The organism is Bradyrhizobium sp. SZCCHNR1043 (genome assembly GCF_032489675.1).
GTDB lineage: Bacteria > Pseudomonadota > Alphaproteobacteria > Rhizobiales > Xanthobacteraceae > Bradyrhizobium.
In genome coordinates this window covers 152,478-178,651 of the sequence record NZ_JAUEYN010000017.1, presented here as the reverse complement: position 1 = coordinate 178,651, position 26,174 = coordinate 152,478, and the positions used below count along the sequence as shown (strand labels likewise).

General features: G+C 66.3%; 22 protein-coding genes. 16 read left to right on the top strand and 6 right to left on the bottom strand.

The genetic code is table 11. From position 1 onward, the window contains the following. Window positions 1-71 precede the first annotated feature (71 nt). Together QX039_RS28355 and QX039_RS28350 are read left to right on the top strand one after the other, a co-directional pair. Window positions 72-665 (top strand): L,D-transpeptidase, encoded by a 594-nt coding sequence (locus tag QX039_RS28355; RefSeq protein WP_315740557.1) that lies wholly within the window; start codon window positions 72-74, stop codon window positions 663-665. Between the two features lie 66 nt (window positions 666-731). Next, entirely contained in the window at window positions 732-1,769 is a 1,038-nt protein-coding gene (locus tag QX039_RS28350) for an amino acid ABC transporter substrate-binding protein (RefSeq protein WP_315773727.1), read from the top strand. 328 nt (window positions 1,770-2,097) lie between these two features. Here QX039_RS28350 and QX039_RS28345 read toward each other — a convergent pair whose 3' ends face one another. Continuing rightward, the gene (locus tag QX039_RS28345) at window positions 2,098-3,054 is read right to left on the bottom strand and encodes an IS481 family transposase (protein ID WP_315740559.1); all 957 of its coding nucleotides are present in this window, start codon (window positions 3,052-3,054) and stop codon (window positions 2,098-2,100) included. Window positions 3,055-3,713: 659 nt separating this feature from the next. On the opposite strand from QX039_RS28345, the gene QX039_RS28340 reads away from it, so the two are divergent. Continuing rightward, a complete protein-coding gene (locus QX039_RS28340) occupies window positions 3,714-4,169 on the top strand; it encodes a fasciclin domain-containing protein (RefSeq protein WP_315740630.1) in 456 nt (151 codons plus the stop codon). A 216-nt stretch (window positions 4,170-4,385) separates the two neighbouring features. On the opposite strand, the gene QX039_RS28335 is transcribed toward QX039_RS28340, so the two are convergent. Next, window positions 4,386-5,525 carry an acyl-CoA dehydrogenase family protein gene (locus QX039_RS28335; protein ID WP_315773729.1) on the bottom strand — a complete coding sequence of 380 codons (1,140 nt, stop codon included), beginning with the start codon at window positions 5,523-5,525 and terminating at the stop codon, window positions 4,386-4,388. Between the two features lie 158 nt (window positions 5,526-5,683). Continuing rightward, window positions 5,684-6,868 (bottom strand): acyl-CoA dehydrogenase family protein, encoded by a 1,185-nt coding sequence (locus QX039_RS28330; protein ID WP_315773731.1) that lies wholly within the window; start codon window positions 6,866-6,868, stop codon window positions 5,684-5,686. 161 nt (window positions 6,869-7,029) lie between these two features. On the opposite strand from QX039_RS28330, the gene QX039_RS28325 reads away from it, so the two are divergent. After that, complete coding sequence (locus QX039_RS28325; RefSeq protein WP_315740562.1) at window positions 7,030-7,575, top strand: carboxymuconolactone decarboxylase family protein; 546 nt, start codon at window positions 7,030-7,032, stop codon at window positions 7,573-7,575. 388 nt (window positions 7,576-7,963) lie between these two features. Here QX039_RS28325 and QX039_RS28320 read toward each other — a convergent pair whose 3' ends face one another. Continuing rightward, on the bottom strand, window positions 7,964-9,205 hold the full coding sequence (locus QX039_RS28320; protein ID WP_315740563.1) for an MFS transporter: 1,242 nt from the start codon (window positions 9,203-9,205) through the stop codon (window positions 7,964-7,966). A 207-nt stretch (window positions 9,206-9,412) separates the two neighbouring features. Here QX039_RS28320 and QX039_RS28315 point away from each other — a divergent pair, with 207 nt between their 5' ends. Further along, complete coding sequence (locus QX039_RS28315) at window positions 9,413-11,479, top strand: prolyl oligopeptidase family serine peptidase (protein ID WP_315773733.1); 2,067 nt, start codon at window positions 9,413-9,415, stop codon at window positions 11,477-11,479. Window positions 11,480-11,529: 50 nt separating this feature from the next. On the opposite strand, the gene QX039_RS28310 is transcribed toward QX039_RS28315, so the two are convergent. Beyond that, window positions 11,530-12,207 (bottom strand): DUF938 domain-containing protein, encoded by a 678-nt coding sequence (locus QX039_RS28310; protein WP_315740565.1) that lies wholly within the window; start codon window positions 12,205-12,207, stop codon window positions 11,530-11,532. A 188-nt stretch (window positions 12,208-12,395) separates the two neighbouring features. On the opposite strand from QX039_RS28310, the gene soxX reads away from it, so the two are divergent. From soxX to QX039_RS28270, 8 genes are all read left to right on the top strand, one after another. Further along, a complete protein-coding gene (gene soxX, locus QX039_RS28305) occupies window positions 12,396-12,689 on the top strand; it encodes a sulfur oxidation c-type cytochrome SoxX (RefSeq protein ID WP_315773766.1) in 294 nt (97 codons plus the stop codon). 18 nt (window positions 12,690-12,707) lie between these two features. After that, a complete protein-coding gene (gene soxY, locus QX039_RS28300) occupies window positions 12,708-13,202 on the top strand; it encodes a thiosulfate oxidation carrier protein SoxY (protein WP_315773736.1) in 495 nt (164 codons plus the stop codon). 15 nt (window positions 13,203-13,217) lie between these two features. After that, a complete protein-coding gene (soxZ, locus tag QX039_RS28295) occupies window positions 13,218-13,529 on the top strand; it encodes a thiosulfate oxidation carrier complex protein SoxZ (protein WP_315740567.1) in 312 nt (103 codons plus the stop codon). Next, window positions 13,526-14,374: a sulfur oxidation c-type cytochrome SoxA gene (gene soxA, locus QX039_RS28290; RefSeq protein WP_315773738.1), complete on the top strand. Its 849-nt coding sequence runs from the start codon at window positions 13,526-13,528 to the stop codon at window positions 14,372-14,374. Before soxZ ends, soxA begins: the two co-directional genes overlap by 4 nt. Window positions 14,375-14,397: 23 nt before the next feature. Further along, the gene (locus tag QX039_RS28285) at window positions 14,398-14,700 is read left to right on the top strand and encodes a hypothetical protein (protein WP_315773767.1); all 303 of its coding nucleotides are present in this window, start codon (window positions 14,398-14,400) and stop codon (window positions 14,698-14,700) included. Window positions 14,701-14,836: 136 nt separating this feature from the next. Next, window positions 14,837-16,585: a thiosulfohydrolase SoxB gene (gene soxB / locus QX039_RS28280; RefSeq protein WP_315773739.1), complete on the top strand. Its 1,749-nt coding sequence runs from the start codon at window positions 14,837-14,839 to the stop codon at window positions 16,583-16,585. 227 nt (window positions 16,586-16,812) lie between these two features. Continuing rightward, a complete protein-coding gene (locus QX039_RS28275; RefSeq protein ID WP_315740570.1) occupies window positions 16,813-18,036 on the top strand; it encodes an MFS transporter in 1,224 nt (407 codons plus the stop codon). 235 nt (window positions 18,037-18,271) lie between these two features. Then, a complete protein-coding gene (locus QX039_RS28270) occupies window positions 18,272-19,990 on the top strand; it encodes an N-acyl-D-amino-acid deacylase family protein (protein ID WP_315740571.1) in 1,719 nt (572 codons plus the stop codon). A 421-nt stretch (window positions 19,991-20,411) separates the two neighbouring features. Here QX039_RS28270 and QX039_RS28265 read toward each other — a convergent pair whose 3' ends face one another. Further along, complete coding sequence (locus QX039_RS28265) at window positions 20,412-21,716, bottom strand: MFS transporter (RefSeq protein ID WP_315740572.1); 1,305 nt, start codon at window positions 21,714-21,716, stop codon at window positions 20,412-20,414. 256 nt (window positions 21,717-21,972) lie between these two features. On the opposite strand from QX039_RS28265, the gene QX039_RS28260 reads away from it, so the two are divergent. From QX039_RS28260 to QX039_RS28250, 3 genes are read left to right on the top strand one after another with little or no spacing between them, the layout of a single operon-like run. Further along, window positions 21,973-22,632 (top strand): ABC transporter ATP-binding protein, encoded by a 660-nt coding sequence (locus QX039_RS28260; RefSeq protein ID WP_315740573.1) that lies wholly within the window; start codon window positions 21,973-21,975, stop codon window positions 22,630-22,632. Next, on the top strand, window positions 22,629-25,091 hold the full coding sequence (locus QX039_RS28255; protein WP_315740574.1) for an FtsX-like permease family protein: 2,463 nt from the start codon (window positions 22,629-22,631) through the stop codon (window positions 25,089-25,091). Before QX039_RS28260 ends, QX039_RS28255 begins: the two co-directional genes overlap by 4 nt. After that, window positions 25,081-26,163, top strand: a complete 1,083-nt coding sequence (locus tag QX039_RS28250) for a lipocalin-like domain-containing protein (RefSeq protein WP_315773741.1) — start codon at window positions 25,081-25,083, stop codon at window positions 26,161-26,163. Before QX039_RS28255 ends, QX039_RS28250 begins: the two co-directional genes overlap by 11 nt. The last annotated feature ends 11 nt before the right edge of the window (window positions 26,164-26,174 follow it).

Genomic DNA, 26,174 nt, shown 5'->3' with positions numbered 1-26,174 from the left:
TATGCCCCTGAAATTTGGCGGGTGATTTTAATCGGGCGAGCTTCGCAGGGGTCCGTTGAGGAGAGCTTTGAATGCCGAGTTTCCGTCGCCTCCTGTGTACCACCAGCGCCATCATCGCGCTGGCGCTGTCTACGTCGCACAGTTTCGCCCAATCCGAGGATCCCGGTGATCAGCCCGGCCTCGTCGCCGATGACGGCTACGAGCTCGATCCCGAATGGCGCAAGCAGGTGGTTTATTTCCGCACCACCGAGCCGCCAGGCACCATCATCGTGTCCACCGCCGAACGCCACCTCTATCTGGTGCAGCCGGGTGGCCGCGCCATCCGCTACGGCATCGGCGTCGGCCGTGACGGCTTCCAGTGGCAGGGGCTGCTGTCGATCACCAAGAAGGCGGAGTGGCCGGATTGGACGCCGCCGCCGGAGATGATCCAGCGCCAGCCCTATCTGCCGCGCTTCATGGCCGGCGGCCCCGGCAATCCCTTGGGCGCGCGTGCGATGTATCTGGGCACCACCGTGTACCGCATCCACGGCACCAATCAGCCCTGGACCATCGGCAGCAAGATTTCGTCCGGCTGCTTCCGGCTGGTGAATGCCGATGTCGCCGATCTCTATGACCGCGTGCCCGTCGGCACCAAGATCGTGGTGCGGCAGAAGCCGGAACTGTGACGGCGGCCAAGGCCGCCGATTTTCCAGCCATCGCTTTGTCCTGACATTTTCCGAAAGAGATTGACCATGCGCACTTTCCGAGGCGGCCTGCTGATCGGGCTCGCCGTCGCCGTCCTCGTCGCGGCGCTCGCCGTCACCTATGAGATGTACGACACCCGCACCTTGAAGCGGACCATCCGCCGCGGCGAGGTGCTGTGCGGCGTCAACGCCGGGCTGCCCGGCTTCTCGATTCCCGACGACAAGGGCAATTGGAGCGGCTTCGATGTCGACTTCTGCCGCGCCGTGGCGGCTGCGATCTTCGACGATCCGAAGAAGGCGAAGTTCGTGCCGCTCGACGCCAGTGAGCGCTTCAAGGAGCTGCAGAGCCGCAAGGTCGACATCCTCTCGCGCAACACCACCTGGTCGATGGCACGCGAGCAGAATTACGATCTGTATTTCCCGGCGGTCGCCTATTACGACGGCCAGGGCTTCATGGTGCCGCGCGCGCGCAAGCTGGAGACCGCGCTGGACCTTAACGGCAGCAAGGTCTGCGTGCAGGATTCCACCACCAACGCGCTCAACGTCGGGGACTATTTCCGCACCAACAACATGAAGTACGACGAGGTGAAGTTTCCCAAGCTCGACGACGTCATCAAGGCGTATGACAGCGGCAAGTGCGACACCTTCACCGCCGACGTCTCGCAGCTCTACGCGCTGCGCCTGACGCTGTCGAAGCCCGGCGATCACGACATCCTGCCCGACCTGATCTCCAAGGAGCCGCTCGCGCCCGTGGTGCGCCAGCGCGACGACGACTGGATGATGATCGTGAAGTGGACGCTGTACGCGATGATCAATGCCGAGGAACTCGGCATCACCTCCAAGAACATCGACGAGGCGCTGAGGTCGAAGAAGCCGGACGTGATGCGCCTGGTCGGCAACGAGGGCAGCTATGGCCAGGACCTCGGCCTGACCAAGGACTGGGCCGCGCGCGTGATCCGTCACGTCGGCAATTACGGCGAGGTCTATGAGCGCAACGTCGGCAGCGAGTCGAAGCTGAAGATTCCGCGCGGCATGAACCAGCTCTGGAACGCCGGCGGCGTCCAGTATGCACCGCCGATCAGGTAAGGATCTCTGCACACTTCCACCGTCATCGCGAGGAGCAACGCGACGAAGCGATCCAGGGCTGTTGTAAAGACTCTGGATTGCTTCGCTTCGCTCGCAATGACGGAGCATGGCCTGACCTTCTCGCGACGCCTCACGCGTCCGAGCTTTGCAAATTCGTCCGCCCTCTGGAAATCGAGGGCGCAGGGAAGGCCGGGCCTCGGCTGAGGCCCGTGGCCCGCCTGCGAAAAAAATGCAGGCGGCAGGAACCACAGGTACAGCCGGAACGACCCGGCCCTCCCTGCGCGATGGCTTTAACGGTTATGGCGCGCTCTCCCCGGTGTCCGGCTTGTTAGTTGTGGAGCCTCAGGAGGTTGTCCTCGGTTAAACCGAGTCTGCTGATAGGCGGCTGGGAGTTTATGCCGCCGTGAGGCCGGTGCCAATTATACTGGTGCAGCCAGATGGGCAGTTGCGCGGCGCGCTGATCGGAAGTGGGATAGGTGTGTGCATAGGCCCACTCCCGGAGCGCTGTCTGGATAAAGCGCTCAGCCTTGCCATTGGTTCTGGGCGTGTAGGGCTTGGTGCGGATATGCTTGAGACCAATATCGCGGCAGGCCTTATCGAAATCGAAGCCGATATAGCAGCCACCGTTGTCGGTCATGACGCGGGTGACGGTAACGCCCAAGCTCTTGTAGTGAGCGACAGCGGCCTTGAGAAACGCAACAGCACTCTCGGCGGTCTGATCAGGCTTGAGCTGTGAAAAGGCGACACGGGAGTGGTCATCGATGCAGACATGCATGTACTCCCAGCCAAGTCCGCGACAATGACTATAGCCGTTCCGATTGCCGGTGACGCGATGGCCGCTTTGCGCGAAACGGCCGAGCTTTTTGATATCGATATGGATCATCTCGCCCGGCGCAGCGTGCTCATAGCGACGCACGGGTTCGATCGGTTCCAGATCACGGATTCGGTTCAACCCCAGTCGTCGCAGAACGCGGCTGACCGTGGCCGGCGACACCTTAACCTCAGCCGCAATCTGCTTGCCCGTGTGGCGCTGACGGCGCAAAGCCTCGATAGCGGTACATGTGGCAGCAGTGGTTTGGCCTGGCGATGAGTGCGGTCTGGAGGAGCGATCGAGCAATCCCTCGACACCTTCCTCGCGGAACCGCTTCACCCATTTGGCTACGGTCTTCGGCGTCGTATTGTACTGGTAAGCAGCTTCAGCATAGCTCAGCCCACCCTCAACGACACTCCGCACCATCGCCTCTCGACCTTTCGGTGTCATAGGCGCATTCTTGTGGACGTCCATCTGGTCTCTCCTTGGAACACTGAAGCTTCGCAACCTCAGCTTCCTCGGTTCAGACCGGATGGACAACCTCCTGGAAGACCACAGTTAGCCACCGTCGCCGGCAGGATCATCATCACCCGCCGACTTGACGCCAGCATCGAGGCGCCAGGACCACACGTCTTCCCGTCCGCATCGCAATCGTTCGTCGGCGCGATAAGCTCACGCTGCGATCCGATGCGGCCATCGCATCATCAGCCCGACACTCGTGACGACCGCGAAGCGTCCCTCTTGTGGGCCAAGACAGCGGGGAATGTGCCGGTGATTTGCCCGACGACACAACGCCCGTCGGGTTGCGACAAATTGGCACGACGGGCAGTTCGCTCGCGCGGATCGGCCAATTAGTTCAGCGGATTCATCCGCCTCGCGGCCTCCATATACCGCGCAGATGCGCAGGCTCACGAGTTCGTGACCACCCCTGAAAATCCATCCGGGCCCACCGATCGTAACGAGGATGACCAATCCGGTCGGGGTGATGCGACCCTGGATCACAGGGCGAACAAGGGCCGCAAATCCTGTTTGCGCATCAGCCAACTCATCAGTTCAGTTCACAGGGAAAAAATCGAATGACGCTGGGATTTCGTTCGCTCGTGGCTGGCGCGTTGATGCTGGGCGCGCTCGCCATGTCAGCAACGGCGGCACGTGCTGCCGACATCGTCGATACCGCCGTCGGCGCCGGCCAGTTCACGACGCTCGTCGCCGCCGCCAAAGCCGCCGGCGTCGTGCCGGTGCTGAAGAGCAAGGGCCCCTTCACCGTGTTCGCGCCGACTGACGCGGCGTTCGCCGCGCTGCCGCCCGGCACGGTCGAGGATCTCCTGAAGCCGAAGAACAAGGGCAAGCTCGCCGCGATCCTGAAGTATCACGTGATCCCCGGCGCGGTGAAGGCGGGCGACGTCGCCGGCAAGAAGCTGAGCGTAAAGACCGCGCAAGGCCAGCCGGTGGCCGTCGACGGCACCTTCTTCGGCGTGCAGGTCAACGACGCGCATGTGGTGCAGGCCGACGTCATGGCCTCGAACGGCGTCATCCACGTCATCGACAAGGTGCTGCTGCCACCGGCCAAGACCGCGATGCATCATTGATCGAATGAGAGCGCGCCATCGGTGATGGCGCGCTCTTTTTTTGCGAACTCTGCTGTTGCCGTCGATAGTCACTGTCGTACCCCGCGAAGGCGGGGTACCCAGTACGCTGTGGCTTGTCGGTCAATCACACCTCTCTCGGCGTACTGGATCGTCCACCTTCGCGGACGATGACAGCTGAGCGTGTGGAGTCGGCGGGGTGCCGACAAGCGGCCTTGCTTAGTACCCCCTGAGCTGAGCCAGCTGCGCTGCGTGATAGTTCGCATCGCCCAGCATCTCCTCGCAGACCCGGGCGCGCTTCATGAAGAAGCCGATGTCGAACTGGTCGGTCATGCCCATGCCGCCATGCATCTGCACGCCCTCCTGCACCGCGCGGGTCGCGGTCGCGCCCGCGCGGGCCTTGGCGACGGCCACGGCGGCCGTCGCGCCGGCGGAATCGGCGTCGAGCGTCTGCAGCGCCTTCAGCACCGCGGCGCGGGTGATCTCGATCTCGATGTAGAGCTGCGCGGCACGGTGCTGCAGCGCCTGGAATTCGCCGATCGCCTTGCCGAACTGCTTGCGCTCCTTGAGATACGCGACGGTGCGTCCGAACACCTCCTCGCTGAGACCCACCATCTCGGAGGCGACCGCGCCGCGGCCGAGATCGAGCACGCCGCTCAGCACGGCCGCGCCACCATCGACCTCGCCGAGCACATGATCCGCGGTGACCTCGACATCATCGAAGCCGATGCGCGCCGCGTTGTGCGCGTCGACCATGATGGTGCGCTCGATGGCAACGCCCTTGGCCTTGGGATCGACCAAGAACAAGGTCAGGCCCGCGCGCTCGCCCGGCGCGCCCGCGCTGCGGGCGACGACAAGCAGGAGATCAGCGACGTGGCCGTCGACCACCATCGCCTTGGCGCCGTTCAGTTTGAAGCCATTGCCTGAGCGCACGGCCTGCAGGGCGGTGTGCAGAGGACGATGCTTGGCGCCTTCGTCGAGCGCGAGCGCAGCCAGCAGCGCACCGCTGGCGATCTTCGGCAGATACTCCGACTTCTGCGCCGCCGAGCCGGCGCGCGTGAGCGCCGAGGCTGACAGCACCGCGGTCGCCAGGAACGGCGACAGCATCAAGGTGCGGCCGATCTCCTCCATTACGACACCGGCCTCGACCGCACCGAGGGCGGAGCCGCCATGCTCCTCCGGCACCAGCAGGCCGGCGAAGCCCATCTCGGCGAAGGTGGCCCAGAGCTCTTTGGAGAAGCCGGTCTCGTCGCGGCTGTCGCGCAGCTTGCGCAGGTGCGACACCGGCGCGTGATCTGAGATCAGGCCGCGCGCGCTGTCGCGCAGCATGGATTGTTCTTCGGTGAGGAGGAGAGGCATGACACGAATCCCTTGAAAACTGCGTCTGACCGGTTCGCTCTCAACCCTCATGGTGAGGAGGCGCGCAAGCGCCGTCTCGAACCATGAGGCCAACGTCGGGGCCTCATCCTTCGAGACGCGCGCCGAGAGGCGCGCTCCTCAGGATGAGGGGAAATAGTTCACGCCCCCGGCAGATCGAGGATGCGCTTGGCGATGATGCCGAGCATGACTTCGGAGGTGCCGCCTTCGATCGAGTTGGCCTTGGTGCGCAGCCAGGCGCGCGGGCGGGCGCCCTCGCTGGAGCGCTCGCTTTCCCATTCCAGCGCGTCGATGCCGCCAGCCGACATCAGCAGCTCGTGCCGGCGCTTGTTGAGCTCGGTGCCGTAGTACTTCATCGCCGACGAGAACGCCGGATGGCCCTGCCCCGCCTTGGCGAGATCGACCATGCGCTCGGCGGCGGCCGCGAGCGCAGCCTCGTCGACGTCGAAGGTCGCGATCTCGGCGCGCAGCAGCGCATCGTCGAGCCGGCCCTGCCCGTCGCTGCCGACGGAGTCCGCCGCGACCTGGCCGAGCGGCCGGCTGCCGCCGCGCTCGCCCATGCCGGAGATCATCGCGCGCTCATGCTGCAGCAGATATTTGGCGACGTCCCAGCCGCGATTGACCTGACCCACGACATTGGCCTTGGGCACCCGGACATTGTCGAAGAAGGTCTCGCAGAAGGGCGAGCGACCGGAGATCAGGAGGATCGGCTTGGTCGAGACGCCCTTCGACGTCATGTCGAACAGGATGAAGCTGATGCCGTCATGCTTCTTCGCCGCGGGATCGGTGCGCACCAGGCAGAAGATCCAGTCGGCGTAGTTGGCGTAGGACGTCCAGATTTTCTGGCCGTTGATGATGTAGTCGTCGCCGTCGCTTTCAGCGCGCGTCTGCAAGGAGGCGAGATCGGAGCCGGCATTCGGCTCAGAATAGCCCTGGCACCAGCGGATGAGGCCGGCGGTGATTTTCGGCAGATGCTCACGCTTCTGCGCGTCGGTGCCGTATTTCAGCAGCGCCGGCCCGAGCATCGAGATGCCGAACGAGGTGATCGGGGCGCGCGCGCCGATCGCCGCCATCTCCTGGCGCACGATCTTGGCCTCCTCGCCGTCGAGACCGCCGCCGCCATATTCCTTCGGCCAATGCGGCACCGTCCAGCCCTTGTCGCGCATGCGCTCGAACCAGATGCGCTGCGGCTCGGAGGAGAATTTTGCATTGCGGCCGCCCCAGAACGTGTCCTCCTCGGAGGTCATCGGGCGGCGCATCTCTGGCGGACAATTGGCCTCCAGCCAGGAGCGCGTTTCGCGGCGGAATGTGTCGAGATCGGCCATGTCTGGTCCTCGCGCGTTTCCATGATTGCTGTCGTTGGCAACGACCTAACCTCAGCGCTTCCTGGATTTCAACATCGATGTCGCCGCAAGGGCGGTACGCCCTCGCCTTGCATGGCGTTCTATGGTCATGATGCCGCCGCCCGAAATATGAGGACACCGACATGCGCCTGAAACTTCTTTCGCCCGGCGAAATGAGCGCCGACCAGCGCCAGACCTATGACGAGTCGATCGCCAGCAAGCGCGGCGCGCCACCGCCGCCGATGATGGCCTGGCTCAATAGTCCGGAGATGGCGCGGCATGCGACACGGCTCGGCGCCTTCCTGCGCTACGACACGGTGTTTCCCGCAGCATTGTCGGAGATCGCGATCCTGGTGACGGCGCGGCACTGGACCGCGCATTACGAATGGTACGCGCACAAGCGCCTGGCGCTGGCGGGTGGCCTCGACATCAAGATCATCGACGCCATTCGCGACCGCCGCACGCCGGCGTTTTCCGATCCCAAGGCGAAGATGATCTACGACGTTGCCAAGTCATTGCATGAGGGCCACGGGCTGACCGATGCGCTGTACAAGGAGGCGATCGCGCTGCTCGGCGAGCGCGGCCTGGTCGAGATCATCGGCCTGTGCGGCTACTACACGATGGTCTCGATGACGCTGAACGCGTTCGACTTCAACCTGCCGGAGGGCGAGGTGTCGGAGTTGAAGTGAGGCGTGAATGTGCTGAAGAGCGGTGCTGATAAGTACGCCTCTCCTTGTAGGAGAGCGACTATTGCGTACACATTTTCGCTCATTGGAGTCGCCATTTTGCCGCGACCGCGGTGAACTCCCCTCCCCCTTGCGGGGAGGGGTTGGGGGGTGGGGGTCCACGCGCGCTGAACGTCGTTGAGCACGCCTTTTGACATGTCCAGGGCCTCAGTGCTTCAGAAGCGTAGAAGGCCTTCCAGCCACCATGATCCTACGCGCACAGGGACAACAGAGGCGCTCGATGGGGTCGATCTCTCACGGAGAGAGCACGACTCGTGGACCCCCACCCCCGACCTCTCCCCGCAAGGGGGAGGGGAGCATACTGTGTACGCCGTGCGAGCTCGCACCGCCTCTACCCCCGCTCCGCCACATCCACTGCCGCGAGCCGCGCATCACGGCGCTTCGACGACCACACCAGTGCCAGCACGCACAAGCCCAGCAGCACCGGTGGGAAGACCACGAGGTTCACCGCCGACCAGCCGAAATTCGCGAGCAGTTGGCCCGACGAGAACGAGCCCAGCGCCATCAGGCCGAAGATCAGGAAATCGTTGAACGCCTGCACCTTGTTGCGCTCGGCGGATGTATGCGTCTCCAGCACCAGCGCGGAGGCGCCGACGAAGCCGAAATTCCACCCCACCCCGAGCGCCACCAGCGTGGCCCAGAAATGCATCGCGGTGAGGCCGGACAGACCGATCACCGCTGCGACCGCTTCCAGCGCGAGGCCGACCGCGACGATGACGGGCGCGCCGAAGCGCGCGATCAGCGATCCCGTGAAGAAGCTCGGGCCGTACATCGCGACGATGTGCCATTGCAGGCCGAAATTGGAATCCGACACCGTGAGCCCGCACATCTGCATCGCCAAAGGTGCCGAGGTCATCACCAGGTTCATCACCGGATAGGCGATGGTGCCGCACAGGGCGGCTGCGATGAAGCGCGGCTGGCGCACGATCTCGGACAGCGGCCGGCCGCCATGGAGATCGGCAGCTTCAGGCTTCGGCAGATCGACGCCGGCGACGATCCCCATCGCGACCAGCGCGACCGCCGCCTGGACCAGATAGCTGAACGCGAACAGATAGGGCTGCCAGACGTCCATGGTCCACTGCACGAGCTGCGGACCGAGCAGACCGGCGAAGATGCCGCCCGCCATCACCCACGACACCGCCTTGGGCCGGAACGTCGCGCTGGCGCCATCGGCCGCCGCGAAGCGATAGGATTGCGCGACCGCGCCGTAAAAACCGCCGAGGAAGGTCGCCAGGCAGAACAGCGCGAACGAGCTGCGGAGAATGGCGAGGCAGCCGAGCACGCCGGTGACGGCGCCGCAGCCGGTGCCGATCAGGAAGGCCGCCCGGCGGCCATAGCGGCGCGAGATCGCGCCGGTCGGCAGGGTGCCGGCGGCGAGGCCGACGACGTACATCGAGATCGGCACGGTCGCGAGCCCGATGCTCGGCGCGATCGTGACGCCGACGATCGCACCGGTGGCGAAGATCACGGCCGAGTTGGCGCCGGTCAGCGCCTGGGCGGCCGCGAGCCGCGCCACGTTGCGGCGGGCGCGGGCATCATCGGAGGTGTCTTCGCTCACGGTCAGATCGATCATCTCGGGTATCCGGAGGCGTGGGGCGCACGCTCCCGCTTTGCTGGTTTGGCCGCACTATTGCGGGAAGCGCGCGCCCGAGGCAACGGGCGCGAACGGAGACAAGCCATGCGGGCGGCGAACGCGCCACGGAGCGTGATTCGACACTCCCGGCCGGCCCGGCTAATCAAATGGTATTCTCGCGTCAACGGCGCCCGCGGAGCTTGAGCCATGTCAATCGACGATCGTCCGACCATCGCGGCGCCCGATGACGATCCGTATCTGTGGCTCGAGGAGATCGACGGCGAGCGTGCGCTCGCCTTCGTCACAGCGCAGAACCAGCGCACGCTCGCCGCGTTCGGCGACGCGGCCTTCGAACACGACCGCGACGCGCTGGCCGCCATCCTGGATCGGCCGGACAACATCCCATTCGTGAGCCGCCGCGGCGGGCTGCTGTACAATCAATGGAAGGACGCGGAGCATCCGCGCGGCTTGTGGCGGCGCACGACGATGGCGGAGTTCCGCGAGGCGCAACCGCAATGGGAGGACCTGCTCGACATCGACCGACTCGCCGCCGACGAAGGCGAGGACTGGGCGCTGAACGGGGTCTCGAGCCTGCCGCCGGCGCATGAGCGCGCCATCCTGAGCCTGTCGCGGGGCGGCAGCGACGCCGTGGTGCTGCGCGAGTTCGACATCGCGACGAAGCGCTTCGTGACGGGCGGCTTCACGCTCCCGGAGGCCAAGGGCGGCGCCGCCTGGCTCGATGCCGACACCCTGCTGCTGGCGAGCGCGTTCGGCGTGGGCATGGCGACGCCGTCGGGCTACGCGCGGACGGTGCGGCGCTGGCGGCGCGGCCAGCCGGTCGAGCAGGCGGAGGTGATCTTCGCCGCCGAAGGCAGTCAGTCGACATGGGTGCATGTCGGTGTCGATCGCAGCGTCGCGCCGGCGCGGGTGTGGTTTGCCGAGGGCATCGACTTCTTCAACCAATATCTATGGCTCGGTGACGGCGGCGGGGCGCGGACCAGGCTCGACCTGCCGACCGACTGCTGGATGTCAGCGCATGGCGACTGGATGGCCATCAAGCTGCGCCAGCCCTGGACCGTCGGCGAGGTCACCCATCCCGCGGATGTGGTGCTCGGTCTCCAGCTCTCGGCATTCCTTGCCGGGCGCCGCGATTTCACCCGCGTGTTCGAGCCCGCGCCGCGACGCGCGCTGCAGGGCCTGTCCTGGGCCGGCGACCGGCTGGTGCTGTCGATCCTCGACGAGCTCAGGGCAAGGTTCGAGGTGTGGACGCCGTCACCGGGGGAGTGGAGCTGCGAGCGGCTCCCCGGCCTGCCGGAGATCGCGACGGTGGACGTCTGGCGTCTCGACACCGACGAGGCCGAAAGCAACGGCGACCTGCTCGCCAACATCCAGGATCCGCTGACGCCGCCGTCGCTGCTACTGATCGAGGGCTTGGCCGCGCCGATCGTGCTGAAGCAGGCGCCTCGCACCTTCAGCGCCGAGGGGCACGTCGTCACGCGACACGAGGCGATCTCGGTGGATGGCGAGCGTATTCCCTACACCCAGACCGGGCCGGCCGAGCTGACAGGCGACGCGCCGGTGCACATGAGCGCCTATGGCGGCTTCGGTCACACGCTCCGTCCGGCCTACAATGCGGCGCTGGGCAAGCTATGGCTGGAGCGTGGCGGCACCCTGGTCGAGGCCAACATCCGCGGCGGCGGCGAGTTCGGCACCGCCTGGCACGACGCCGGCCGCTATGCCGGCAAGCGGCTCGCGCATGATGATTTCGCAGCGGTCGCCGCCGACCTCGTCCGCCGCGGCGTCACGGTGCCGAAGCGCATCGCGGCGCAAGGCGGCTCCAATGGCGGCATCCTGATCACCAACATGCTGGTGCGCTACCCCGAGCGCTTCGGCGCATTGTTCTGCACCATCCCGCTGATCGACATGCGCCGCTACAGCAAGCTGCTCGCCGGCGCGAGCTGGATCGCCGAATATGGCGATCCCGACAGCGACGAGGATTGGAGCTGGTTGTCGACCTACTCGGCCTATCACACCGCAATGCCCGGCCAGCCCTATCCGCCGATCCTGATCGCGACCACGCGGCGCGACGACCGCGTCCATCCGGGCCACGCGCGCAAGATGACCGCCAAGCTGCAGGCCATGGGCTACGATGCCTGGTTCTACGAACCCGCCGCCGGCGGCCATGGCTACGGCACCGACAACCGCGAGCGCGCCGGCTTCATCACGTTGGGCACGCGGTTTCTGGCGCGACATGTCGGGCTGGAGATGGCGTAAACGGCTCTCTTCACGGTCATCGCGCGGCGCCGAGGGCGACGACGCAGCCTTCAAGCAGCCCGCGCGAACACCAGGATCATGTTGTTGGCCGGCATCTCTATCGTCTCGCGCAAGGCGAGCCCGTGGCGCGCGGCAAGCGCTTCGAGGTCGGTGATGTCGCGCACCCCCCAGTCCGGATTGTGCTCGCGCAGGGAGGTATCGAACACGGCATTGCTGACCGCAGTGTGCTTGCCGGCGCGCTTGAACGGGCCGTAGAGCACGAGCACGCCGTCCGCTGACAGCGCCTGCCCGGCGCCGGCGAACAATCCCTCCGCCACCGACCACGGCGCGATGTGAATCACATTGGCACAAAAGATCGCGGTGAGCTGCGAAGGCCCGCCCGCGGCGCGGAACGCCGCAGGCCAGCCGGGATCTGACAAGTCGATGCGCTGGGCATCACGGATGTTCGACAGCCCGGCATGCCTGCGCCACGCCGCGATGCTGGCGAGGTGGTTGGCGTTGAGATCGCTCGGCCACCACGTCAGATCTGGCCGCTGGGAGGCGAAATGCACGACATGCTGGCCGGTGCCGCTGCCGGCCTCCAGCACGTCGCCGGTCTTGCCCGCAAGCAGCCTTCCCAGCACCGCCCAGATCGGCTGGTGATTGCGGTGGAAGGCAGCCGCGTCCAGTCGTCCGTCCGGTTCCACCGGCCGGCCGTCCCGGCCGAACTCCACGACATATTCCGCCATGCCCATTCTCCCGGCCGCCCCATGAACGGCCTCGTTAACCGCGTTGCCGCGGCCACCATAGCTGCATTGTCAGCCGATGGTCTTTATGCTTTGCAGCGCCTATATTGCCGAGATCACCGAGACGTCGGAACTCCACCTTGATCACACCTGTCCTGCGTACCGCCCTGGCGATGGGGCTCTCGCTCGCCATGTCCATGGCCGCTCACGCCCAGTCCGGTGCCCTCGACGGCCAGAAGCTCGCCTTCGACCGCGGCAAGGGCAACTGCCTGACCTGCCACGAGATCAAGGGCGGCGACCTGCCGGGCTCGATCGGCCCGAAGCTGGAGAACTTCAAGGCAAGATACGACCGCGCCGAGCTGATCGCGATTCTCAACGACGAGACCAGGCGCAATCCGCTGACGGTGATGCCGCCGTTCGGCCGCAACCGCATCCTGACCGAGCAGGAAATCAGCGCCATCGTCGACTTCCTGCAGACCCTCTGATTCCGTTTGGAGACCGCCATGACTGCCTCGTTCGGCCCGTTGGCCCACCGCCGCCTGTTCCTGAAGGGCGCCGGCCTCGTCGCGCTGATCGGCCTCGGCAACGCCGTGCTGCACGCCGCGCCCGCCTTCGCCGCGACCAACGACAACAAGTATCCGGAAGACGCCTTCAAGCAGAAGAATGCGTCTGACGCGGTCAAGACGCTGTACGGCCGCGACCACGAGGCCTCCGACAAGATCAAGCTGGACGCACCGGAGATCGCCGAGAACGGCGGCGTGGTGCCGATCGCGGTGAGCACGAGCCTGCCGAACGTGACCTCGATCGCCTTCATCGTCAGCGAAAATCCATTCGCGCTGGCGGCGTCGTACCACATCCCCGAGGGCACCGTGCCCGCGGTGGCGAACCGGCTCAAGATGGCCAAGACCTCCAACGTGATCGCGCTCGTCGAATCCGGCGGCAAGCTCTACAGCGCGACCAAGGAGGTCAAGGTCACCGTCGGCGGCTGCGGCGGCTAAGGTCAGGAGATCATCATGGCATCGAGCATCCGCGTCCGCGCCGTCTTGAACGGCGACATCGCCGAGGTCCAGACCCTGATCCAGCACCCGATGGATACGGGCCTGGTCAAGGACGCCAAGGGCGAGTTGATCCCGGCGCACTACATCCAGCAGCTCACCTTCGTGCACAAGGACAAGACGGTGTTCCTGGCCGATTGGGGCACCGCGGTGTCGAAGGACCCCTATGTCAAGTTCGCCTTCAAGGGCGCGGCCAAGGGCGACGAGCTCAAGGTGAGCTGGGTCGACAGCAAGGGCGCGACCGACAGCCTGACGGCGACGATCCAATGAGGGCGCTGCGCCTCGCGCTGACTGTCGCGGCCGCGCTCGCTCTCGGCGCCTCCGGCGCTGCGGCCGCGGACAAGCCGAACCCGGCTGCCGACGCCAAGGCGTTCCAGGATTACTTCATCAAGAAGTTTCCGAAGGTAGCGTTCGACGATTTCGTCAACGGGCCGTATTCAATGAACGCCGACATGCGCAAGCAATGGGAGGAGAAGGAGCAGTTTCCGCCTTACGAGTTCGCGCTCGATGCCGGCAAGGAGATGTTCGCCAAGCCGTTCAAGAACGGCAAGACCTATGCCGACTGCTTCCCGAACGGCGGCATCGGCATCCGCCAGAATTATCCCTATTTCGACGACAAGGAAGGCAAGGTCATCACCCTCGAGCTGGCGCTGAATCGCTGCCGCGAGGCCAATGGCGAGCAGCCCTACTCCTACGTCAAGGACGAGATGGCATCGCTGACCGCCTACATGGCGTACACGTCGCGCGGCAAGCGCTTCGACATCAAGATCCCCGACGATCCGCGTGCGCTCGAGGCGTTCGAGAAGGGCAAGGAATATTTCTACACCCGCCGCGGCCAGTTGAACTTCTCCTGCGCGAGCTGCCATGTGCAGAGCCCGGGCGAGCGGATCCGCGCAGAGATCCTGGCGCCGGCGCTCGGCATCCTCAACGCGATGCCGATCTACCGCTCGGAATGGAGCGGCATGGGCACGATCAGCCGGCGCTTCGTCACCTGCAACAGCCAGACGCGCGCCGTGCCGCTGGAGCCGCAATCGGACGAATACCGCAACCTCGAATATTATCTGTCCTACGTGTCGAACGGCCTGCCGGTTTCAGGACCGGGAGCGCGGCCATGACAAATGTCAAGACAGCAAGCGTCATGAAAAAGATCGTGTTCGCCATGATGGTATCAGCGGTCGGCGCCGGCTCCGCGCGGGCCGCGTCGGAGGCCGACTATCTCGCGGCTGTCGCGGCGGCCGAGAGCGCCAACAAGGAAGCCGGACGTCTGCGCAACCAATGGACCGTGACCCAGGCCGCACTCAATGCCGCGAAGAAGGCAGCCGATTCCGGCAATTTCGATTCTGCGGTGAAATCGGCGCAGGAGGCCGAGGCGCTCGCCAAGGCATCGATCGTCCAGGCCACCAGCGAGAAGCAGCGCTGGAAGGACATGGAGATCAGGTAGAGCATGATCCCGAAAAGTGGAAACCGGCTTTCCCTCGCACAAACGCCGAAGGCGTTTGTGCGGAGATCATGCTCAAGCAAAGGGATAGCTCACGATGCGATTCCATGGAATCGCATCATAAGCTAGGACGCGAGCCATGATTCGGCGCCGGGACTTTCTGCAAGCATCAGTTGCCGCCGCGCTCGCCGCGCCGGCGCTGCTGCGCAACGCCAGCGCCGCCGACACCGTCAGCCTCTACGACATCGAGAAGTTCGGCAACGCCCGCATCCTGCACATCACGGACACGCATGCGCAGCTTCGACCGCTGTTGTTCCGCGAGCCCAGCGTCAATCTCGGCATTGGCGAGATGTGGGGACGGCCGCCGCATCTGGTCGAGCGCGCCTTCCTCGACCGCTACGGCATCCGGCCCGACAGCGCCGAGGCTTACGCGTTCACCTCGTTCGAGTTCGAGAAGTACGCCGGGCGCTTCGGCCGGATGGGTGGCTTCGCGCATCTGAAAACCCTGGTCGACAAGCTGCGCGCCGATGCCGGCGACCATCGCTCGGTGCTGCTCGATGGCGGCGATCTCTGGCAGGGCACCGGACTTGCCAATGCGATGCGCGGCGCCGACATGGTGAGCGCCGCCAACCTGCTCGGCATCGACGCCATGACCGGGCACTGGGAGTTCACCTATGGCGAGGAGGCGCTGCGCGCCAACCTCGCCCGCTTCAAGGGCGAGTTCCTGGCGCAGAACGTGTTCCTGACCGAGGAGGCCGCGTTCAACGACGCCAAGGCGTTCGATCACGGCTCCGGCCGCGTGTTCAAGCCGGCCACCATCAAGGAGATCGGCGGCGCGCGCGTTGCGGTGATCGGCCAGGCCTTCCCCTACGTGCCGATCGCGCATCCGCGCCGCTTCACGCCGGACTGGACGTTCGGCATCCGCGAGGAGGAGCTGCAGAAGCTGATCGATGGCCTGCGCGGCGCCGACAAGGTCGATGCCGTGATCCTGCTGTCGCATAACGGCATGGATGTCGACCTCAAGCTCGCGAGCCGCGTCACCGGCATCGACGTCATCCTCGGCGGCCATACCCATGACGCGGTTCCGCAACCGGTCGCGGTCAGCAACGCCAAGGGCGCGACGCTCGTCACCAGTGCCGGCTCCAACGGCAAATTCCTCGCCGTGCTCGATCTCGACGTCGGCAAGGGGCGCGTCGCCGACGCGCGCTACCGGCTGCTGCCCATCTACTCGGAGCTATTGAAGCCCGATCCTGCGATGCAGGCGCTGATCGACCAGACCCAGCAGCCGCAGGTCGCGGCCTGGAGCGAGAAGCTCGCGACGTCGGACCGGCTGCTGTACCGGCGCGGCAATTTTGAAGGCGCGACCGACGACCTGATCTGCGCGGCGCTGCGCCGCGAGCTCGATGCCGAGATCGCGCTGTCGCCCGGATTCCGCTGGGGTCCGACGCTGCTCGCGAACCAATCCATCCTGCTGGAGGACGTGCTGGCGCAGACCGCGATCACCTATCCCGAGACTTATGTGCAGCGAATGACCGGTGCAGAGATCAAGGACGTGCTCGAGGACGTCTGCGACAACCTGTTCAACGCCGATCCCTATCTGCAGCAGGGCGGCGACATGGTGCGCACGGGCGGGCTGTCCTACCGTTGCGCGCCCGCCGAGCCGATCGGCCGCCGCATCTCCGATCTCACGCTCGACGATGGCCGTCCGCTGGAGGCCCGCAAGAGCTACAAGGTCGCCGGCTGGGCCTCGATGAACGCACAGGACGGCAAGCCGGTTTGGGATGTGGTCGCGAGCCACCTGCGCAACGGTCAGCTGGTGCTGGTCGGAACTAACAAGGTCACGCTCTCGGGCGTCGACGGCAATCCTGGCTTTGCATCGCTGTCCTGAGCGGCGTGGAGCATGCATTGCGCCAGAATGGCTGGCCGAATCGTCGCCGTGCACCGAAAATGCCGGCCGGCGCGCGCAGGTGCCATGCGCGCGCGTTCGTGGACAATGAACCGTAATCCGATAGTGTGGCGTTGTGTCGCGCGCCCATTATTCGGCAGCCCTTGGTGATTTGCCGGCAACGCGCCCTTCAGGACCATCACTGACGCCGGGAGCCAAACGGATCGACCATGGCTGACGTTCTTGCCGCATCGCAACATGCCGGTGCTCCGGTCCGAACCGCCTCGCCGCTGCGCACATTGGCGCTGATCTCGCTGGCGCACTGGGTCAGCCATCTGCACATGCTGGTGCTGCCGATGCTGTTTCCCTACCTGAAGGAGAAGCTCGGCGTCGGCTACATCGAGCTCGGCTTTCCGCTCACCGTGTTCGCGGTCGTCTCGGCCCTGACCCAGGCGCCCGTCGGCTATCTGGTCGACCGCGCCGGTGCCCGCCGCATCCTGCTGATCGGCCTGACGCTCGGTGGCCTGTCGCTGGCGATGCTCGGCGTTTATCTGAGCTATGCCAGTCTTGTCGTCTCGGCGGTGCTGCTCGGCCTCGCCAACGCGGTCTACCATCCCTCCGACTACGCGCTGCTGGCCGCGCACATGGAAGAGAAGCGCATGGGCCGCGCGTTCGGTGTGCATACCTTCGCCGGCTATCTCGGCGGCGCCGTCGCGCCCGCCGTGATGGCGGCGCTGGTCACCACCGTCGGCGGCTCCGGCGCGCTGATCGCGGCCGGCCTGGTCGGACCGCTCGCCGCGCTGCTGCTGCTCGTCGGCAACGTGCCCGAGGTGCCGCCGCATCCGCATCACACCGGCGCCGACGGCAGCAAGGTGAAACAGCCTAGCCTGCTGACGCCGATGCTGATGCTGCTGACCGTGTTCTTCATGCTGCTCAGCCTGTCCAACGCCGGCATCGCCAGCTTCGGCGTTGTCGCGCTCATGAACGGCTACGGCATCTCGTTCTCGACCGCCAACATCGCACTGACCGCGTTCCTCGGCGCCAGCGCCGTCGGCGTGCTCGCCGGCGGCCAGCTCGCCGACCGCATCCGCCATCACAATCTGGTCGCGGCCGTCGCCTATGCGATCAACGCCGTGCTGGTGCTGATGATCACTTTCATCAACCTGCCGACCGTGCTGCTCACGACGATCATGCTGGTCGCGGGCTTCATGAGCGGCGTGATCGCGCCGTCGCGCGACATGCTGGTGCGCAACGCCGCCCCTCCGGGTGCCGCCGGCCGCGCCTTCGGCATCGTCTCCACCGGCTTCAACTTCGCCGGCGTGGTCAGTCCGCTGCTGTTCGGCTGGATCATGGACATGAACGCGCCGCGCTGGGTGTTCGGCGCCTCCGTCGTGTTCATGCTGCTGACGATCGTGCTCGCGTTCTTCACCGAGCCGAGGAAGGCGAAGGCGTAGGTTTCTTGTAGGGTGGGCAAAGGCGCCTGGCACGCTCGTCGTGATTGACGACAGCATCGCGCGCCGTGCCCACCATCCCGCTCGCGGTGGTGGGCACGCGCCGCCTATGGCGCCGCTTTGCCCACCCTACAATCAGGTCGCTGACGCAAGGCTGCTGCCTCTTCCCCGTATGTTGACATCATCGCCTTCCCGCCGATGATGTGCCCATAACAACAACGACCGGGGAAGACACGCCATGACGCAGCCAGATCTCGTGATCCGCGGCGGAACCGTTGCCGATGGCTCCGGCGGCGATCTCTACGACGCCGATGTCGCGATTTCGAACGGTCGCATCATCGAGGTCGGCAAGGTCGGCGGCGCCGGACGCGAGGAGATCGACGCACGCGGCAAACTTGTGACCCCAGGCTTCGTCGACGTTCACACCCATTACGACGGCCAAGTGACCTGGAGCCACGACATCTCGCCGTCGTCGCAGAACGGCGTCACCACCGCGATCATGGGCAATTGCGGTGTCGGCTTCGCGCCGTGCCGGCCAGCCGATCATCAGCGGTTGATCCAGCTGATGGAGGGCGTCGAGGACATTCCCGAGCCGGTGCTCGAAGCCGGCATTCCCTGGGAATGGGAGAGCTTTCCGGACTACATGGAGTGGCTCGGCAAGCGCACCTTCGATCTCGACATCGGCGCGCAGCTGCCGCATGCGGCGCTGCGCGTCTATGTCATGGGCGAGCGCGGCGCGCGCCGCGATCCGGCCACCGCCGACGACAACCGCGCCATGGCGGCGCTGGCACGCGATGCGGTCAACGCCGGCGCGCTCGGCTTCTCGACCTCGCGCACGCTCAACCATCGGACATCGACCGGTGACTACACGCCGACGCTCAAGGCCGGCGAGGACGAGCTGACGACGATCGCGCAGGCCATGCACGGCGCCGGCCGCAGCGTGCTGCAATTCGTGCTCGATATCTCCACGATCCACGAAGACCTGCCGATGATGCTGCGCATCGCCGACACGACGAAATGCCCGATCTCGTTCTCGGTGACGCAGAACGACCGCGCGCCGCAACGCTGGCGGCAGACGCTGGCCGAGATCAACGCCGCCGCCGCGCGCGGCCTGTCGGTGACGGCGCAGATCGCGGCGCGCCCGGTCGGGCTGCTGCTCGGGCTGGAGTTGTCGCGCAACCCGCTGCAGACGCATCCGAGCTACCAGGCGATCGCGCATCTGCCGCTGGCGGAGCGCGTCGCGCGGATGCGCGATCCGGCGCTGCGCGCGGCCATCCTGAGCGAGCAGGCCAGCGCGACCGACGACCCGCTGTTCTTCAAGCCGAACTACGACAAAATGTACCTGCTCGGCGATCCGCCGGACTATGAGCAGCCGCCGGAACGGTCGCTTGGCGCCCAGGCCCGCACGCGCGGCTGTCGTCCCGAGGAGCTGGCCTATGACGCGATGCTGACGGACAACGGACGGGGCATGCTCTACGTGCCGTTCCTGAACTATTCCGACGGCAATCTCGATGCCACCTATGAGATGCTGCGCGATCCGCGCAGCGTGCCGGGCCTGAGCGATGGCGGCGCGCATTGCGGCATCATCTGCGATGCCAGCTTCCCGACCTATCTGCTGACGCACTGGACCCGCGACCGCAAGCGCGGCGACAGACTGTCGATTCCCTTCGTCGTCGCCGCGCAGTCGCGCAAGACCGCGCTCTCGGTCGGCCTCGACGATCGCGGCCTGCTCGCGCCAGGCTACAAGGCGGATATCAACGTCATCGACTACGACCGGCTGCACCTGCATCCGCCCAAGGTGCATTACGACCTGCCGGTCGGCGGTCGCCGCCTGATGCAGGATGTCGACGGCTATGAGGCGACGATCGTGTCGGGCGTGGTGACGCGCCGCCACGGCGAGGCGACGGGCGCGCGGCCGGGTCGACTGGTCAGGGGTGCGCGAAGCGGGGTGCAATAAGGCTCTCGGCTGTCACGCTCCTGGCCGCCCGCGAAATCCTCAGTGTCGTCCCGGACAAGCGCGCGGTACGCGCGCGCCGATCTGGGACCCATAACCCCCGGGAAAAGTTCGGGGCACGATGGCCGCCCCATCTCGCCCAGCCACATCCGCCGCGGCGTATGGATCCCGGGTCGGCGTCCGCCAACGCTGTGCGTTGCCGGACTTGCCCGGGACGACACCGAGTGTGAGGCCCACATTGCGGCATGGCGGCGCTACGCTCGTCGTCGTCATGCCCCGCGCAGGCGCGGGTATCCGCTATACGGCGGCTTGTCGGCCCATGCACAACCGCCTCTGGAATACTGGGTCCCCCGGGTCAAGCCGGGGGACGACGGTCGTGATCATGGCAACCTGCGTTGCCCAAGGCCGAGTTCTAAACCAGCGCTCACGCAAATTCCGGCGCGACAGCCTGATGCGCCTGCAGGCGGGCGCGTTCGCTGTTCGGCCAGAGCAGGGCCAGGCCGAGGAGGCCGGAGATCACCATGATCACCGCGTTGATGGTGAAGCCGGACATGTAGCCTTCGAGCAGGCTGCCGGAGGCCTGGATCATCTTGCCCATCACGAGGGGCGCAACGATGCCGGCGAGCGTATAGAGCGCGCCGTAGATCGCCATGGCGGCGCCGCGCTGCGTGACCGGGGTGAATTCGCCGATCATCGGCGGGCAGACGACGTAGATCGAGCCGCACAATCCCGATCCGACCACGAGCAGTGCGATCTTTGCCGAAGCGGCGTCGACATGCGGCATCATCGCCATCAGCCCGCCGCCGATCACGAGCGGCGTCGCGCCGAGCACGCCACGGGCCATGCGCGTGGAGACGCCACGCGCCATCAGCGTCTGCGACACAAAGCCGGTGGTCAGCACCACGCACGCGCCGAAGATCCAGGGCAGGATCGAGATGAAGCCGGCCTGCTGCTGCGAGAAGCCGAGGCCTTTCACCAGGAACGGCGTGAACCAGGTCAGCCCGAGCGACAGCGCCCAATAGGCGCCGAAGGTCGCGGCGACGCAGCCGACGAAGGTCCGCGACGTCAGCAGTTGCAGATAGGGAACGCGCCGCTCGCGCAATCCGGCGAGCTCGACCTCCGCCAGCGGTCCTTCCTTGCCCAGCCACAGCCACGCCACGCTCCACATCAGCCCGACCACGCCGAGTGCGCCGAAGGCATAGTGCCAGCCGTGATTCACGATGATCCAGTTCAGCGCCGGCACCGCGAGAATGACGCCGAAGGCCGAGCCTTGCGACAGGATCGCCGTGGGCATCGCACGTTTCTCGTCGGGGAACCATTTGTAGACGGCGTGCACGGCGACCGACGCCGCGGGACCTTCGCCGGCGCCGAGAATGATGCGGCAGATCAGCAGCGTGGTGAAGCCGACGGTGCCGACCATCGGGAATTGCGCCAGCGCCCAGATCAGCGCCAGCACCAGCAGCACCCAGCGCGTCGGAACCCGGTTGACGACGAAGCCGACGACGATGGCCGAGATCGAGAACAGGAAGAAGAAGGACGAGCCCAGCAGGCCGAACTGCTCGGCGTTCAGATTAAGCTCGGTCATGATCGGCACGCCGGCGAGCCCGACCACGATCTTGTCGGCGAAGTTCACCAGCATGAACAGGAACAGCAGGAAGGTGATCTTCCAGGCGCCTTTCGGCGTCGCGCTTGCGCGGGATGTGCCCTTCAGCGTCGTTGGCGCGGCCATGGTCCTTCCCCATTCTGTCATGATCCGCCCCTGTCGTCCGGGCGTTTTGACGATGCTACCCACGAAGCGGCTTTGCAGGCAACCGGCTGGCGAGCTAAGTTATTGCTGCAACGCGGGAATCCGCCCCCCTTGGGCTGCATCGCGATACCCTCGCAACCTGATGCACGCGGCCGGCATCACATCGGGGGCGTCATGAAGAACGAGCGCGTGATGTTCGCGTTGGCCCTTGTTATGTTGTGACGCAACAACCCCGATCATGCTCGTGCTCAGCGTCCGTCATCTCACCAAGTCCTATCGATCCGGCGGCGAGCCGATCCACGTCCTGCGTGGCGTCGACCTCGACGTCTCCTCCGGCGAGCGCGTCGCGCTGACCGGTGAATCCGGCTCCGGCAAGAGCACGCTGCTGCATCTCATCGCCGGGCTCGATGCCGCCGACGGCGGCGACATCCTGCTCGACGGCGCTTCGGTCGGCACGCTCGACGATGCTGGACGCGCGGCGGTCCGGCGCGAGCGGCTCGGCCTCGTGTTCCAGCAGTTCAATCTGGTGCCGAGCCTGTCGGTTCAGGACAATCTCAGTTTCCAGGCGCGGCTGGCCGGTCGGCATGATCCGGCGTGGCACACCGAGCTTGTCGAGCGGCTCGGGCTGAAGTCGCTGCTCAAGCGCTATCCGGAGCAATTGTCGGGCGGACAGCAGCAGCGCGTCGCGATCGGCCGCGCGCTAGCCGTCAAGCCGGTCCTGCTGCTCGCGGACGAGCCGACCGGCAATCTCGACGAGGACACCGCCGACGAGGTGATGGCGCTGACGCGCGACCTCGTCGCGCGCACCGGCTGCGGCTTCCTGATGGTGACGCACAGCACCAGGCTCGCCGCGATGCTCGACCGCCATGTGCATCTGCATGCCGGACGCGTCGCATGAGACGCGCGCTCTGGATTCTGGCGGTGCTGCTCAGCCACTGGCGGCGGCATCCGATGCAGCTCGCGACCCTGCTGATCGGGCTGATCTCGGCGACAGCGCTGTGGAGCGGCGTGCAGGCGCTGAACCAGCAGGCGCGCAGCTCCTATGACCGCGCCGCCGCGATCTTCGGCGGCGCGCGCACGCCGATGCTGGTCGCGACCGACGGCAAGATGCTGCCGCAGAGCGTGTTCGCGGAATTGCGCCGCGCCGCCTGGCCGGTGTCGCCGGTGCTCGAAGGCCGCGTGCAGATCGACGGCCGCTCGATCAGACTGCTCGGCATCGAGCCGTTCAGCATTCCCAGGGAGGTCGGCGAAGCGCCGATGGTCGGCCGCAGCGAGCTCGAGGCGTTTCTGACACCGCCGCATCGCACGCTGATCTCGCCGGAGACACTGGCCGATCTCGGACTCAAAGATGGCGCGATGCCGCGACTCAGCAACGACGCCATGCTGCCGCCTTTGATGGCGCAGCAGCAGCTCGCACCCGGCGTGCTCGTGGTCGATATCAGCGACGCGCAGCGGCTGCTCGGCAAGCCCGGCCAGATTTCGCGGCTGCTGGTCGGCAAGACGCAAGGCCAGCGACAGCCGTTGCAGTCGTTGGCGGACGGCCGGCTGCAGCTCGTGCAGCCGGAGGCCGAGACCGACCTGGAGCGGCTGACCGACAGCTTCCACCTCAACCTCACCGCGTTCGGCCTGCTGTCCTTCGTCGTCGGCCTGTTCATCGTCAACTCCGCCATCGGGCTTGCCTTCGAGCAGCGCCTGCCGGTGCTGCGCACCCTGCGCGCCTGCGGCGTGTCGGCGCGCCAGCTCAATGGCGTGCTGATCGGCGAGCTCATCGCATTCGCATTGGCGGCCGGCCTGATCGGGCTGGTGTGTGGCTATTTCATAGCTGCGGCGCTGTTGCCGAACGTGGCAGCGTCGCTGCGCGGGCTGTATGGCGCGCAGGTGCCGGGCGAGCTGAGCCTGCAACCCGAATGGTGGTTTGCGGGCCTCGTCATCAGCATCGCCGGCGCGCTCGCAGCCGCGACGACGAGCCTGATCAAATCGATGCGGCTGCCGATCCTCTCCACCGCACAACCCTATGCGTGGCAGGAGGCGCAGCGGCGCTGGCTGCGATTGCAGAGCGCGGTCGCGCTCGCCTTCTTCGTTACCGCCGGCCTGCTGCTGTGGCTCGGGCAGTCGCTGCTCGCCGGCTTCGGCGTGCTCGCAGCCATGATGCTCGGCGCCGCGCTAGTGCTGCCGGCGATCCTCGAGCTGGTGCTGCGGCTCGGCGAGCGCGGCGCGCGGGGGGCGCTGGCACAATGGTTCTGGGCCGACAGCCGCCAGCAGATCTCGGGCCTGTCGCTCGCGCTGATGGCGCTGCTGATGGCGCTCGCCGTCAACGTCGGCGTGGCGACGATGGTGGAAACCTTCAGCCGCACCTTCCTGGTCTGGCTCGACGGCCGGCTCGCCGCCGATGTCTACATCAGCGCCGCGGATGAAGCGCAGGCGCGCGACATCCAGACCTGGCTGCGCGCGCGGCCCGATGTCCAGGCCGTGCTGCCGGGCGGACGCGCCGAAACGCAGCTTTCAGGCGCGCCGGTCGACATTCTCGGCCTGCCCGATCACGACACCTATCGCGACCACTGGCCACTGCTGCAGGCCGTCGACAACGCGTGGAAGCAGTTGGTGCGTGGCGACGCCGGCTTCGTCAGTGAGCAGCTGGCGCGGCGGCTCAATCTATCCGTTGGCGACAGCCTGGACCTTCCCGCGCCCGGCGGCGATTGGCGCATCACCGTCGCCGGCATCTATGCCGACTACGGCAATCCCAAGGGCCAGATCACGGTCAACGTCGCCGCGCTGACACGCCGCTTCCCGGCGACGCCCATGACGCGCATGGCCGTGCGCGCGGCGGCCGCCGACGTGCCGGGGCTGATCACGGGGCTCACCAACAAGTTCGGCCTCGATGGTCGCAACGTCGTCGACCAGGCCACCGTGAAGCAGGAATCGAAACAGATCTTCAACCGCACCTTTGCGGTCACCGGCGCGCTCAACACCTTCACGCTCGGCGTCGCCGCGATCGCGCTGCTGACCAGCCTGCTGACCTTGGCGAACTCGCGGCTGCCGCAGCTCGCACCCTTATGGGCAATCGGGCTGACGCGGCGGCGGCTCGCCGAGGTCGAGCTGTTGAAGACGCTGTCGCTTGCCGGCCTCACCGCGCTGCTGGCGCTGCCGCTCGGGCTTGTGGTGGCGTGGTGCCTGATCGCGATAGTCAACGTCAAGGCATTCGGCTGGCGGCTGCCGTTCGACGTGTTTCCGCTGCAGCTCATCCGGCTCTTGCTCGTCACGCTCATCGCGGCGCTGATCGCCTCGCTGCTGCCGGTGCTGCGGCTGGCGCGGATGCAGCCGGCCGATCTCGTCAGGACCTTCACCATTGAGCGCTAGAGCGACCATTTCGCGACGCATGCTGATCGGCGGGCTCGGCCTGCTGGCGCTGCCCCGCCTCGCGCGCGCGCAGGGCTTTGCGGGACTGAGCGATAGCGCCGACGGCTTTGTGCCGGTGACGCCCGGACGAGAGTTCAGCTTCCCTGCGGATCACGGGCCGCACGACGATTTCCGCATCGAATGGTGGTACGTCACCGCCAACCTCGCCGATTCCAGCGGCAAGGCCTATGGCCTGCAATGGACCCTGTTCCGCTCGGCGGCCCGGCCGGGGCCGCAGGGCGAAGGCTTCGACAATCAGCAGCTCTGGATGGCGCATGCCGCGGTGACGCGTGCCGACAGTCACCGCTCGTCCGAAAAATTCGCGCGCGGCGGCGTCGGCCAGGCCGGCGTCGAGGCCAAGCCGTTCCAGGCGTGGATCGACGACTGGCAATTGTGCGGCACCGCCGCGACCGACGATCGAGCGCTGGCGCCTCTGGACATGAGCGCCGTCGGACCGGACTTCTCGTATGCGCTGCATCTGGAGGCGGACCGGCCGGTGGTGCTGCAGGGCATCGGCGGCTACAGCCGCAAATCCGAGCGCGGCCAGGCGTCGTACTACTACAGCCAGCCGTTCTACCGCGCCCGAGGCCGCATCAGCTTCGACGATCAACCAGTCGAGGTCTCAGGGCTGGCCTGGCTCGATCGCGAATGGAGCAGCCAGCCGCTGGCCTCCGACCAGAGCGGCTGGGACTGGTTCGCGCTGCATTTTGCCGGCGGCGAGAAGCTGATGCTGTACCGGATGCGGCAGGGCAATGGCGACTACACGTCGGGAACCTGGATCACGGCTGACGGCGCCTCGCATGCGCTCGGCCCCGGGGGCATCGTCATGACGCCGACAGAGACGGTTGCGATCGGCGAGCGCAGGCTTCCGGTCGGCTGGCGTGTCGAGATATCAGCGCTCGGCATCGCCATCGACACCGCAGCGCGCAATCCAAACGCCTGGATGGGCACGCGCGTGCCCTATTGGGAAGGGCCGATCAGCTTCAAGGGCAGCCACACCGGGGTGGGCTATCTCGAACTGACCGGATATTAAGAAGCCGTCAT